The organism is Undibacterium cyanobacteriorum, assembly GCF_031326225.1.
Classification (GTDB): Bacteria; Pseudomonadota; Gammaproteobacteria; order Burkholderiales; family Burkholderiaceae_D; genus Undibacterium; species Undibacterium cyanobacteriorum.
The window spans coordinates 409,262-422,641 of sequence record NZ_CP133720.1 but is presented as its reverse complement, the minus strand read 5'-3'; the positions used below and the strand labels follow the sequence as shown (position 1 = coordinate 422,641).

Genomic DNA, 13,380 nt, shown 5'->3' with positions numbered 1-13,380 from the left:
ATACTATGCCCGGTTTTAATCCCATGATCGCCAACGATGGCAACTTTCCTTCGCAAGCCAAACCGCGCTTGTTAGTGGTGGATGATCAGCCAACCAACATTCAAGTGATGTATCAAATTCTGGCGCAAGATTATCAAGTACTCATGGCCACCAGCGGTAAGCAAGCGCTAGCGCTTTGCGAAAACAAGCACCCTGATTTGATTTTGCTCGATTTGATTATGCCTGAAATGGATGGCTATGAGGTTTGCCAGCTTCTCAAACGAAATACGGTCACCAAAGATATTCCGATTATTTTTATCACTGCGCAAACCGATGAATCAGCCGAGGAGAAAGGGCTTGATCTTGGCGCGGTCGATTTCATTTCCAAACCGATCAATCCGAGGATTGTCCGCGCCCGTGTCAAAACACATCTCATGTTAAAGGCGCAATCTGATTTATTGCGGAGCTGGGCGTATCTGGACGGTCTCACTGGTGTCCACAATCGGCGTTACTTTGACGAACATTTAACGACGGAGATCGGACGTGCAGTGCGCAACAATTCTGCGATGAGTTTGGTGATGCTTGATGTGGATTTTTTCAAACGCTACAACGACAAATACGGTCATCAAGCGGGCGATGACTGCTTAAGAAGAGTGGCTCACAGCCTACGAACTAGCCTGATGCGACCGGGCGATCATATTGCACGCTATGGTGGTGAAGAGTTCGTGTGCCTGTTGCCCGAGACAGGTTTTTCCGGCGCCATGCAACTTGCAGAACAAATACGCAAAGAAATTATTGACCAGCAAATTGAACACGCAGATTCATCAGTCGCCCCTTATGTCACGGTGAGCTTAGGAGTAGGAACCAAGCCCGAAAACGTCCATGCCAGTGCCAATGCATTAATGAGCTTGGCCGACGCACAACTCTACAAGGCAAAAGAAGCTGGGCGGCACCGGATCTTTGGGGCTGAACTAAAATAACTCAAACCATATTGTACCCTGCGGTTCACGCGCAGCACGCGGTACGTTTGAACTGAAATTTCACATCAAATGATTCTCTTTGAGTCGAAAGAAAATGCTTTGATGTTGAATCTCACAACACTTCGACCTCTCGTCTTTCTTGGTGGGCGAAGCGAATATTTCTATCCTTGATTTCCCAAGCATTCATTGCTGAGTAGGACATCTCGCTTCGCCGTTTGTGTAGGCCGTTAGCGTGATCATAAAATTCTTTCTCAAAATCGGTGACGGCTTATTTCTGTGATGCTGCTTGCCATTCACGATCTTGACGATCGATCGCTGCCTTTTGTTCTGGCGTTAAACGTTTGGCGCTGATCACGACGGTTTGGAAACCAGAGCTTTGCAGATCGAAGGCACGTTTTTCGGCTTCGTTCATACGTTTCGCGCTAATCGTCACCACTTGTGTCGCTTCAGTGTTGCTCACTTTTGTTGGTTGAACTGCACCTGCTGTCGCAGCGATACCAGCAACACCGGCTACCAAGGCGAGGGCGATCATATTGATGGTTTTCATTTTAAACTCCTGATAGTTAATAAGATGAATGAGATCTTGGTCCTAATATTTCCCTCTTTTCGAGGCGCTCGACCTGTGTCGATGGCTGTACTTTATGTGAGCCCAAAAAGGAAGAACAGGCCTATGCGACGAAATGCCAAAAGTGAGGAATCAAGTACTCAAAAGGCGCTGTTAACGGTGTCGTAAAGTTGATCGATTTCGCCAATTGGCGCTCAAGCATGGCTACAATTGCTTGTCAGCGTTGGCGCCTGCAAGCACCAAGTCAGCGTACAATACGGTACCTCAGAAGAACGCTGCAAATTGCTTTATGACTATTGTTTTATCCACTCTCAACGCCCGCTATTCCCATGCATCACTTGGTTTGCGCTACCTTTATGCCAACATGGGTGAATTGCAAGCACAAACCACGATCGACGAGTTTGTGATCGGAGCCCGAACAACTGATCTATTGGAACGTTTATTACGGCATCAGGTTGTTGGAGAAAAACTCATTATCGGTTTCGGTGTTTATATTTGGAATGTCGAGGAGACCTGCAAACTAGTCGCGCAACTCAAAAGGGTTGCACCAGAGGTCGTCATCGTTCTTGGTGGCCCTGAGGTTTCCTATGAAACGCAAGAACAAGAAATCGTCAGGTACGCCGATTACGTGATTACCGGTTGGGGCGATGTGAGTTTTCCCGATTTGTGTCGACAAATCTTGCACGGGCCGCAGCCTCTGATGAAGATACAGGCGGGTCTCCAGCCGCCTATGAGTGAGATTAAGCTGCCGTATGCCTATTACACCGACGACGACATCAAAAATCGTACGCTCTATGTTGAAGCTTCGCGAGGCTGTCCATTTAAGTGTGAATTTTGTCTCTCTGCCCTGGATAAAACAGCTTGGCCGTTTGAAATTGACCAATTCTTACAAGAGCTCGAGAGTCTGCACGCACGTGGAGCACGCTTGTTTAAATTCGTGGATCGCACCTTCAATCTCAACATCAAAACCAGCCTCAAGATCATGCAGTTCTTTCTTGATAAGTTAGAAGCGCATCCTGAGGATCCGGTGTTTGCCCACTTCGAAGTGGTTCCAGATCATTTGCCCGAGGCTTTACGTGAAGGCATCCTCAAATTTCCTGATGGCTGTTTGCAATTTGAGATTGGCATTCAGAGTTTCAACCCCGAAGTACAAGCCCGTATTAGTCGCAAACAAAATAACGAAAAAGCAGCCGATAACATTCGTTGGCTAGTGGAGCATTCGACCGCTCATTTACATGTCGATTTGATTGCAGGCTTGCCTGGCGAGACGATAGAAAGTTTCGCACAAGGCTTTAACCAGTTATACGCACTTGGTCCCCACGAGATTCAGTTTGGCATCCTCAAGCGCTTACGTGGCACGCCCATCATTCGCCATACTGATGACTACCAGATGCGCTATGACCCATATCCTCCCTATACGATCTTAGCCAACCAAGATATTCCATTCACGCAAATGCAGCGTTTGGTACGCTTCGCCCGCTTTTGGGACATGATCGCTAACTCCGGACGCTTCAAGAATAGTCTCAAGCTCATTCTTGCTGAACAAGCCTTCGAAAACTTTATGGAACTGTCTGATTGGATTTTTGTGCAGATCGGTGCCACTCATAAAATTGCACTCGACCGTTTAGCCAACCTCGTGACCCGCTGGTTGGTTGAGCAACGCGGCATGGATCAACATCAAGTACAAGTGATCATTGGCAAAGATTACGCAGGGGACGCACGCCACGTTCAAAGCCCGGAAGTGATGCAAGAAAAGAAAGCCAACAAGGGTCATCAAAAGACTCATTCGGAGCAGAAGAATTTGCCGAAAAGACAAGCTCGCCACGCAGAAGCAAGTGAATAAACGATGTCATCGCTGACTTTTGGTCCACGAAAGTCAGCGATCGGGGAAACCATTGTTCTCTCGGTCTTAAGATTGAGATCTAGAAACGTCATTTACACAACAATTTTTCCTGAAAGCATTTTTTCTCAAGGCAGTTTCCCGCATAATGTGCCAAGCTAGCACATTCATGCAAGGATCTCGTCATTGATGCAAAACCCACGCTCACGATACTTTCCAGCTATCACGCGACCAATCGTGCTGCGGTGGATTTTGTTGGGCATCGCCTATGGTGTACTGGCCAAAACCAGCACCATGTTCCCGTATGTACCACCAAGCATCGCTTTGATATGGCTACCAGCTGGCATCGCCACAGCAGCCTTGATTCGTTGGGGCGGGATGATGTCGCCAGCGATCTTTATCAGCGCACTGGCGCTTAATCTCTCTAACAATATACCGATTACCCTAGCGATGATTATGGCCCTCGGCAGCACTCTCGGCCCCTTCGTCGTGCACTGGGACTTACGACGCGCCGATTTTGATGGTGGCTTTGTACATCGAGGGGACGTCGTTAAATTTGTCGTCGCCACTTTGGTTGGTATGACGATTCCTGCCACGCTAGGCAGTGTGTGTTTGTGGCAGCTGGGTAAGTTGCCTGATTTAAGTTTTGCCTGGTTGAGTTGGTGGGCCGCCGATACCGTCGGGGTCTTCCTCGCCACACCCATTTTGCTGGCGCTCCAACAAAAGGTGCGTAGGTTCAATGCACAAAGCAAAGAACTGATCCTCTATCTACTGATCTTCACGCTCACCCATTGGCTCATTTTCTACTCTGAAAATAGCTTATTGCATCTGACATTCTTCGCCATGGCCATCATGATCTGGGCCGCCATGCGACTCGGTGGTCTAGTCAGCAGCTTGACCGTGTTTGCTTCGTCAGCCTTTGCCGCGATTGCCACTGCCTATGGCATGGGGCCATTCCAATCACTCGAACGTTCCGAAAGTTCTTTAGTGCTGTGGCTTTACATGAGTACCATGGCGATTACCGCTTTGGTGGTCAATGCGCTGCAAGCGGAGCGACAAAACGTCACGGCCAAGTTACAAGATGCGTTCGAGCGCATCAACAAAGTCGCATCGCGCCTGCCGGGTCTCATTATGCAATACCGTCTCAAACGCGATGGCAGTACGACCATGTTGTATGCCAGCGAGGCGATCGAAACGATTTTTGAGGTCAAGGAAAAGGATATTCAAAATCAAGTCGATAGTTTGGTGAAACGTATCGACCCGGCTGACAAAAAATCCTTCCTACAAAATTTGGCCGCCGCAACTGAGAATCAAACACCCTACCAAGTTGAATTCCGTTTTCATCGACATGATGGGGAAATACGGTGGCTTTACCTCGACGCATTACCTGAACTGGAACTCGATGGTTCTACCCTTTGGCACTGTTTCGTCAGCGACATTACCGATCGCAAAAAGGTCGAAGAAGACCTGCGGATTGCTGCGATTACCTTCGAATCGCAAGAGGGTATTTTTGTCACCGACAATCAATGGCGCATCTTAAAAATCAACCAAGCCTATACCCGCATTAGCGGTTTCGCGCCGGAAGATCTGATTGGAGAAGAATTACCAAGGCATCTCAATCAACAACAAGACGAGAACTTCTTCAGTGGCATTCTCCACGCCCTCGAACAACATCGTTTTTGGCAGGGTGAATTGTGGTCTGAGCGTAAAAGCGGGGAAGTGTATCCCCAACTGATTACATTCACGGCAGTCGCCAATGATGAAGACAATATCACTCACTACATTGGTTCCTTTAACGACATCAGTCGCCACAAAGGTTACGAAGATGAAATTCTCAATCTGGCGTTTTATGATCCGCTGACACATCTCCCCAATCGCAGGTTGTTGATGGATCGTTTGCAGCATCTCATCGCGATGAATCAACGTGACGATGCCCATAGTGCGATTCTGTTTATTGACTTAGATAATTTCAAAACCTTGAATGACACGCGGGGTCATGACGCCGGCGATATACTCTTGGTTGAAGTGGCCCAACGTTTACAAACCTGTGTTCGTGAGAGCGACACTGTAGCGCGTCTTGGCGGCGATGAATTCGTGGTCGTTTTACAAGCACTGAGTCCGGAACGCGACGAGGCCGCGCGACAAGCCGATCGCATCGCCGAAAAAATTCGTGTGCTACTGAATGAACCATATCAGATCATGGATTTCATCCACCACGGTGCGGGCAGTATCGGTGTGTGCCTGTTCCAAGGCGGTGACGTCACCGTGAAAGATTTGTTTAAACGGGCCGACACGGCGATGTACGAAGCCAAGACTTCGGGTCGTAATGCAGTACGTTTCTTTGATCCTGCCATGCAAGCGGTATTAGTGGTCAAAATGATGTTGGAATCGAACCTGCGCGTGGCACTCGCCTTGGAACAGTTCCAACTGTATTACCAAATTCAAGTCGATGCGGATGGCAAGATCGTTGGTGCGGAGGCCTTACTACGTTGGATTCATCCAGATCGTGGATTTATCTCCCCATTAGAGTTTATTCCACTGGCCGAACAGACCGGCCTCATCGTTCCCATCGGCACCTGGGTCTTAGAAACCGCCTGTAGCCAGTTGAAGAAATGGAGTCGTGATCCCAAGACAGCGCATTTGAGTCTGGCGGTAAACGTGAGTGCGAAGCAATTCCAACAATCGAACTTTGTTGAGACTGTGACAGAAATCGTCCGCTTGCATAACATCAACCCAAGCCGACTTAAAATTGAACTAACCGAATCAACCATTCTCGATAATGTCGATGCCACCACCGAGAAGATGCATCAATTACGTAAACTCGGCATCGCGTTCTCGATGGATGATTTTGGAACCGGTTACTCGTCGCTGGCTTACCTACAAAAATTACCACTGAATCAGCTCAAGATTGACCAATCGTTTGTGCGTGATCTCAACGATGATGAAAGCGATGCGACTATCGTACGCGCCATTATTTCCTTGGGTCTCAATCTCGGTCTCGATGTGATTGCTGAAGGGGTAGAAACGGTCGCCCAACGACGTTTCTTGATTGAGCACAACTGCCTCACTTTCCAAGGTTATTTGTATTCCAAACCTTTGCCGATCGAAGGCCTCAACGAGCTCTTGTCGGGCGAAAGTGACGACCATAATTTCTTTTTGACCTCGCCTGCCCCCGACGAATAAATTGCGCGTGCCTGCCACTCACAATTCATTCGATAGCGACGTTCAAATATCAGAATTCTCCCGAGCGATACGATTCTTCAATGTAATCCATTGCGACATGTACTGGCTGCTCTTCATACTATGATGACGCAGCATGGCGCCGACAAAATTACCCGCGCGATGCTGCGTCAAATTTTCCTTCAATTTTTGTATCGTCGAAATCAATAAATCTCGATCGCTTCTTGCTTGAAAAAGACGGTCAGCAATGATCTGCCCTTTCAATTGCGCATCCTGCCATTGTTCGGGATTGTAATAGAGTTCGACTGCGGCATCGGCAAATTCTTCAACCGTGTCAGCAATCGCGCCCCCCCACGGCAAATCGAGTTGCATCCCTTCCGCGCCGATACTCGTGGTCACGCTCGGCGTGCCTGCACACATTGCATCAGCAAGTTTTCCTTTGATGCCAGCCCCGAAGCGCAAGGGCGCCAAACACACGCGAGCCTGTCGCATGACTGCTTGGGCATCTTCAGCCCATCCAAGCACATGAAAGCCCTCACGCGCTTGATGTAATTGCGTCGCTTTCGGTGGTGGGTAGGCACCATAAACATGCAACTGCGCTTGCGGTAGAAGTGCACGAATGGCCGGCCAGATGGACTGCTTTAACCAAAGCACAGCATCCCAATTCGGCTCATGTCGAAAGTTACCGATACTAATGAAATTTTGTCGCTCTTCATACTGAGGCACACCGCGAGAATCGTCCTTTGTCATGAGCAAACGGTTCACCTGCAAGATGGGCGAGGGCAACCCAAAGTCGGCTAGCAAAATGTCGTATTCGACATCAGAAATCAATAGACTCAGATCGCATCGATAGATCGCTGCAAGCTCACGCAGCGTGGTATCGAGCGAGCGCATGCTGGCGATCGTTTGTGGTCGGCTCGGTACCTGCCAGATGGCGTGCGGATGACTCAATTGCGTTTTCAAAAGCAGCTGACGCGCTTCACGCAAACTATGTAAATCACACGTGTCGAGCACTTTGAGTGCCTGTGGACAATGGCGCTCCACTCTCCATCCAAACTGTTCTTCGGTGAAGAATCGGTCAAACACAACTATGTCCGGTTGATAGCTGATCAAGAGCTCATCAAAACCATCGTCATTGACCTGAATGCTTCGCTCTTCGATACCGATGTCATGCAATGGGAAGCGGTGCGGCGATAAAGCCGCGGCACTGGCATACAGGACTTGCCAACCGGCATGCCGAAAGGCTCGCACAATTTCGAGCGTCCGCCCCCCAGCCGCCGAAGAAGCTGGCTCTGGCCACACGTAGCCGAGATACAAGATTTTCATAGTAGCTGGATTGAATTGACCAAATGAATGAGGGCACCGGTGGTGCCCTCAGCTTACGTTCATGTTATTGCGATCGAACCGGTGCGGCAAACAAGAGCAAAGAGTGACTTACTCGTCTTGCGGCCAAATCGAGAGAACCAGCTGTTCGATATTATCTGGGTCTTCAAGTTTCTTGCGTGCTTCCACAAACTCTGGAGGCTCAGGCACCTCTTTCTTGGTATGAACCGGAGTTTCCACCGCCATTTTGATCGCAAACACAACGATGCCCTGCTCCACGGCAAAAGGCTGCACTTTCTTTATAGCCTCGCGGATCTCATAATCGTAATATTCATGCAAAACAGGTTCCATATCGAGCCAAGCAGCAACCTCTCCGTCTGACCTTACCGCAACGACGATATAACCGCTCGAACGACTGACTTGTCCTTTTTTGAAGGTAGCCGCTACTGCACTTTGTAGACGACGTGAGAAAATTGCCATCTGTTCGACATCAACTTTCTTTTGTTTTAAAACGTCTTCGGTTTGGAAGAAATACATCGCGTCGAAACGCGGCTGTACTGGCGTTTGGAATTTATCGCATGCCGCTAACAAGCTTAAACTCGCAAACATCAACCAAAGGGCTAGACGTTTCATAGCTTCGACCTCACATTGTTTTTGGAACGAACACGCCTGCACTACGATCTTTTTGCACATTATCCCAAGCGAAGACGCGTCCATTCATTGCGACATACACACCTGGTGCTAATAGCTGCGCAACACCGACCGCGAACCCCAAATTAAAAAACGCGTCAGAGTTATCGACTTTGTAAGGGATCATCGCCCCAGTCAACACAATCGCCTTATCGAGTTGAGCGGCACCGATGACTTCAGCCGTTTCACGCATGGTGTCGGTACCGTGAATAATGATGATGGCTTTCTCAGGCGCTTTCTGACAAGACGCCAAAATATCCAAACGATCTTGATCCACCATGTCCAGCGAATCAATCAAGGAAACTACTTCGAGTTCAACCGGCAAGGTCAAACGCGCGCGTTTCAATACTTCAGGCAATTGGCTTTCGGCGAAACCAAGCTTGCCTTGCAATTCATCATAATGCTTTTCAAAAGTGCCACCAGTGGCAATGATACGTAATGTCATAGTATTCTCATTCGGCAGATGAACGATCTCGTGTTTTGAGCATAAGATGGTCCAAAAATTTCGTCAATTGTCGTCGCTATAGCAGTCTTCATTTGCGTCAAAGACAAACCCAGCCCCTGCATCGCATGTACTCATGTCGGCTCATACTCGGTACTTCGCTACACCCTAAAACAAGGCGCAAAACTTTGTACAGCAAAGCGAAAAAAGAGCCGCAAATAATGCCGGCTGACTTATTTTTTAATCGCTAACAGTTCAACTTCAAAATACAGGTGTGCGTTCGGAGGAATGTTTCCTGAACCCTGTGTGCTATAGCCTAGGTAAGCGGGGATCAATAGCGTCCGTTTACCGCCCACTTTCATCCCGATTACTCCTATATCCCAACCGCGAATCACTTGGCGACCGCCGACCATAAAATTCAATGGCGTACCAGAATCACGCGAACTGTCAAATTTCGCGCCACGTAAATTCGGTGCTTTACTGTTGTACAACCAGCCAGTGTAATGGACTTCAATCACGTCGCCATTTTTGACTTCATCGCCTGTCCCCACTTGGGTATCAACGGAAACCAACTTTTGTACATGCAATGGCCCAGGTCCGTTCAACAGCGCTAAATTCGGGTTTGCATCAGTGGATGCGGCGCTTGCTTGAACTTGGGCGAAAGAAGTCGATGCGACTCCACAAAACAACAAAGAAACTAGAATAGAAGACAATTTCATGGCAAGTAAAACAGGTGTAATTTTCGACAAACACCATGATAAACGAAAAGGATGGGGAATCTAAATGGATTTTTGCGGTCTACTCTCGACAAAACCGGTTGCAAGCATCATTTTTGCTCTTGGGCCTAAGCGCCTTATTTGGGCGCCCCTATAAAAAATTGAGCAGAAATCCAAGTAATCATGACGGGGACGCTCAAAAGGCAAGAAAACCCGAACAACATGATTCAGTAATCGGCACTGAAAATAATCAACACTGAAGATAACAAAGGGAGAACAAGCAATGGCAAAAATTAAAAGCATGAGCGGTCACATTATCCATTTCAGTTTGATGCTCAGCATTGCCGGCAGCGCCTATTCAAAGGAGATCAGCGCCTCGCAGAAACCCACCAAATCGGACATTTCGACCAATCCCATTATTCGCGATGTCGTAAAACAAATTTCTACCGCCAAGGTCGAAAGCTACGTCAAAAAGCTGGTCAGCTTCGGCACGCGACACACGATGTCGGAGACTGAATCAGAAACCCGTGGCATCGGTGCGGCACGACGCTGGATCAAAAGCGAACTTGAAAGCTGTAGCAAAGGCCGCCTTGATGTGCAATTTGACAGCCACGTCGCGCCCGAAGGTCGACGCCTAAATCGCGCAACGGAGATCGTCAATGTGGTCGCCACTCTCAAAGGCAAAAACGATCCCGATCGAATGTACGTAGTCAGCGGCCACTATGACTCACGTGTCACCGATGTAATGGACGCCAAGAGCGACGCGCCTGGAGCGAACGATGATGCCTCTGGCACCGCAGCAGTCATGGAAATGGCTTGCGTCATGTCGCAATACGATTTCGACGCGAGCATCGTCTTTATGGCGGTGGCCGCCGAGGAGCAGGGCTTATTGGGTGCGGCACATTGGGCGCAAAAAGCCAAAGAGAATAACTGGAATGTCGCGGGCATGTTCACCAATGACATTATCGGCAGTTCACGCGCCGAAGATGGTAGCGTTGACAATAAAACGGTACGCCTTTTCGCGGAAGGAATTCCCGCGCTGAAAGAGAACTCCGAAGCGAACCGAAACCTGATCGCAACCGGCGGCGAGAACGATTCACCTTCGCGCCAGTTGGCTCGCCACGTCAAAGAAATTGGCGAGCGTTATGTGAAGGATTTCAAGGTCAACATCATCTACCGCCGTGATCGTTATCTACGTGGTGGCGATCACATTCCTTTCTTGGAACGCGGATTCGCGGCACTGCGCTTCACTGAGCCGAACGAAGATTATCGTCACCAACACCAAGATTTGCGGAGCGAAAACGGTGTGAAATTTGGCGATCTGCCTGAGTTCGTCGACTTCGATTACACCGCCAAAGTGGCGCGTGTAAATGCTGCGGCACTGGCATCACTCGCCTTAGCTCCAGCTGCCCCAAGCAATGCCATCATGAAAACAGCGCAACTAGAAAATGATACCGTGGTGACTTGGAATGCCAATCGTGATCACGATCTCGCCGGTTATCGCATCGTCTGGCGCGATACGACTTCTGCACTGTGGCAGGGAAGTATTGAGGTCGGCAACGTAACCGAATATCGCATCAAAGGGAAATCCAAAGATAACTATTTCTTTGGTGTACAAGCAATCGACAAGGCGGGCAATGTGAGTGTGGCCAGCTATCCTATGCCTGGAAAGTAATGAAAGGCTCGATCAAATGAAGTGTCCGATACTGGACAGTTTTCTTACTCATCAACAATCCTCTCCCTTCTAGTGTTCGGAATCGAACAAAAATTGAACAATAGAAGGGAGCAATCCGGCTCCCATCGGGATGAAATTGATGGAATGATTTTTGCTGAAGTTGTGATGGTGATCCTCATGCTTTCACCATTACAACATCGAAAGAATACTCCCATGAAATTTCAACTATCCGCCATCAGCATTGCCTTGTCGAATTGTCTGTTAATTGGTAACGCAGTTATTCCACACCCGGCTTTTGCCCAAAGTGCAAATACTCTTTCACTTGAACAGCGTCAAAAGCAGGCACAAGAATTCGACCAAGCATCACAAGAAGCCATCGAGAAGAAAAATTATCTTGCAGCTGCTGAATTGGCGATCAAAGGACATCAAGTAATACCAAACGGTGGCGGTCTCGCTTATAACGCGGCCTGCGCCTACGCGCTTGCTGGGAAAACTGAACTCGCCTTTCAATGGTTGGATCATTCACTTGAAGCGGGCTATGCAAGACTAGACCATATCCAGACTGATTCCGATCTGGAGAGCTTACGCGCCGACCCGCGCTGGGCATCGTATATCGGACGAGTCAAAGAGTCCGCCAAGATCCAAGCCGCCTTATGGGATTCTAGCGCTTGGAAAACGCCTTTCGCTGAGCAATTAAGTGAAGAGGAGCGTGTCGCCGGTTTGTCGAAATTTTGGTCCGAGGTGAAGTACAACTTTATCTTCACAGATACATTGAAAAAACTCGACTGGGATGCGGTGTATTTGAAATACTTAACGCGTGTGAAAGCGGCCACGAGCACCGCCGAGTACTATCGTATCTTGATGGAAATGTGCGCGCTTTTACAAGATGGCCACACTAACATAGCCGCACCGGATCAACTGTATAGTAGCGAGTTCACAGTACCACCATTTCGCACACGTTTAATAGAAGGCAAGATCATCATCACCGACGTGGCCGATGCCCCCCTCAGAGAACAGGGCATCGTTCGTGGCGTTGAAGTCAGTCGAGTCAACGGCGTCAATGCGCAAGATTGGGCACGCAAACACATCGCGCCAATCGTCAGCGCTTCTACACCACAGGACCTTGATAGTCGTATTTTTGGCAGCCAATTCCTCATGGGACGCAAGACTGACAGACTGCAAGTCGAATTTAAAGACACGACAGGCAAGACATGGGTTAGCGGCGTTGAACGTGTCACTTACGGCAAACGCAATCAAGGTATCGAGAGACCAGGCGCCTTCTCTTGGAAAATGTTAGATGGCGAGGTGGCTTATGTCGCGCTGAACTCTTTTGGCGACGACACCGCCGCGAATGAATATCTCAAGAACTTCGCAGAAATTAGCAAGGCGAAGGCTATCATTTTTGACGTACGTGAAAACGGAGGCGGCAGTAGCACCGTTGGATACAAAGTTCTTGCTACACTGACCGATCAAGCCACCTCCAGCAGCCACGCTGAAACACGTGATTACAAACCAAGCTACCGCGCCTGGGGACGCCCCGACAGCAACTTCAACTTTAATGCATGGTCGTTCCCTGCTCATGGACAATTCCATTTCAAAGGAAAGGTCGTCGTATTGACCTCACCTCGTACGTATTCAGCAGCAGAAGATTTTGCGGTCGCTTTTGATTGGATGAAGCGCGGTGTCATCATCGGTGAAGCGACCGGCGGCAGCACTGGACAACCATTGAGTTTTACCTTGCCTGGCGGCGGCAGCGCACGCGTCTGCACCAAGAAAGACACGTATCCTGATGGTAAAGAATTCGTCGGCGTCGGCGTACAGCCGCACAAGCACGTGATTCCGCGCCTTGAAGACTATCGCAATGGTAAAGACACGGTACTCGATGCGGCGTTGGCATATTTGAAGAAATAATCTCCAAGATTTCCTCAAAGCTTTCTTAAGCCATTCGTTTTACTTCCAATCGGGACGCTGCCACCAGCAAGATCGGTAG

At 48.9% G+C, this 13,380-nt stretch carries 10 protein-coding genes; 5 read left to right on the top strand and 5 right to left on the bottom strand.

All coding sequences use genetic code 11. The annotated features are described in order from the left end of the window. Positions 1 to 5 precede the first annotated feature (5 nt). Entirely contained in the window at positions 6 to 959 is a 954-nt protein-coding gene (locus tag RF679_RS01770) for a diguanylate cyclase (RefSeq protein ID WP_309484062.1), read from the top strand. Between the two features lie 268 nt (positions 960 to 1,227). On the opposite strand, the gene RF679_RS01765 is transcribed toward RF679_RS01770, so the two are convergent. Further along, complete coding sequence (locus tag RF679_RS01765; RefSeq protein ID WP_309482512.1) at positions 1,228 to 1,506, bottom strand: hypothetical protein; 279 nt, start codon at positions 1,504 to 1,506, stop codon at positions 1,228 to 1,230. A 307-nt stretch (positions 1,507 to 1,813) separates the two neighbouring features. On the opposite strand from RF679_RS01765, the gene RF679_RS01760 reads away from it, so the two are divergent. Together RF679_RS01760 and RF679_RS01755 are read left to right on the top strand one after the other, a co-directional pair. Continuing rightward, positions 1,814 to 3,367, top strand: a complete 1,554-nt coding sequence (locus RF679_RS01760; protein WP_309482511.1) for a B12-binding domain-containing radical SAM protein — start codon at positions 1,814 to 1,816, stop codon at positions 3,365 to 3,367. Positions 3,368 to 3,553: 186 nt separating this feature from the next. Then, entirely contained in the window at positions 3,554 to 6,547 is a 2,994-nt protein-coding gene (locus RF679_RS01755; RefSeq protein WP_309482510.1) for a bifunctional diguanylate cyclase/phosphodiesterase, read from the top strand. Positions 6,548 to 6,589: 42 nt separating this feature from the next. On the opposite strand, the gene RF679_RS01750 is transcribed toward RF679_RS01755, so the two are convergent. The 4 genes from RF679_RS01750 to RF679_RS01735 all read right to left on the bottom strand — a co-directional run bounded on the left by RF679_RS01750 (position 6,590) and on the right by RF679_RS01735 (position 9,718). Then, positions 6,590 to 7,870, bottom strand: a complete 1,281-nt coding sequence (locus RF679_RS01750; protein ID WP_309482509.1) for a glycosyltransferase — start codon at positions 7,868 to 7,870, stop codon at positions 6,590 to 6,592. A 108-nt stretch (positions 7,871 to 7,978) separates the two neighbouring features. Beyond that, the gene (locus tag RF679_RS01745; RefSeq protein WP_309482508.1) at positions 7,979 to 8,500 is read right to left on the bottom strand and encodes a hypothetical protein; all 522 of its coding nucleotides are present in this window, start codon (positions 8,498 to 8,500) and stop codon (positions 7,979 to 7,981) included. 10 nt (positions 8,501 to 8,510) lie between these two features. After that, on the bottom strand, positions 8,511 to 9,002 hold the full coding sequence (locus tag RF679_RS01740; protein WP_309482507.1) for an asparaginase domain-containing protein: 492 nt from the start codon (positions 9,000 to 9,002) through the stop codon (positions 8,511 to 8,513). A gap of 230 nt (positions 9,003 to 9,232) precedes the next feature. After that, complete coding sequence (locus tag RF679_RS01735; RefSeq protein ID WP_373921720.1) at positions 9,233 to 9,718, bottom strand: FKBP-type peptidyl-prolyl cis-trans isomerase; 486 nt, start codon at positions 9,716 to 9,718, stop codon at positions 9,233 to 9,235. 280 nt (positions 9,719 to 9,998) lie between these two features. Here RF679_RS01735 and RF679_RS01730 point away from each other — a divergent pair, with 280 nt between their 5' ends. Together RF679_RS01730 and RF679_RS01725 are read left to right on the top strand one after the other, a co-directional pair. Then, a complete protein-coding gene (locus RF679_RS01730; protein WP_309482506.1) occupies positions 9,999 to 11,390 on the top strand; it encodes a M28 family metallopeptidase in 1,392 nt (463 codons plus the stop codon). A gap of 213 nt (positions 11,391 to 11,603) precedes the next feature. After that, on the top strand, positions 11,604 to 13,301 hold the full coding sequence (locus RF679_RS01725) for a S41 family peptidase (RefSeq protein ID WP_309482505.1): 1,698 nt from the start codon (positions 11,604 to 11,606) through the stop codon (positions 13,299 to 13,301). Positions 13,302 to 13,380: the final 79 nt, after the last annotated feature.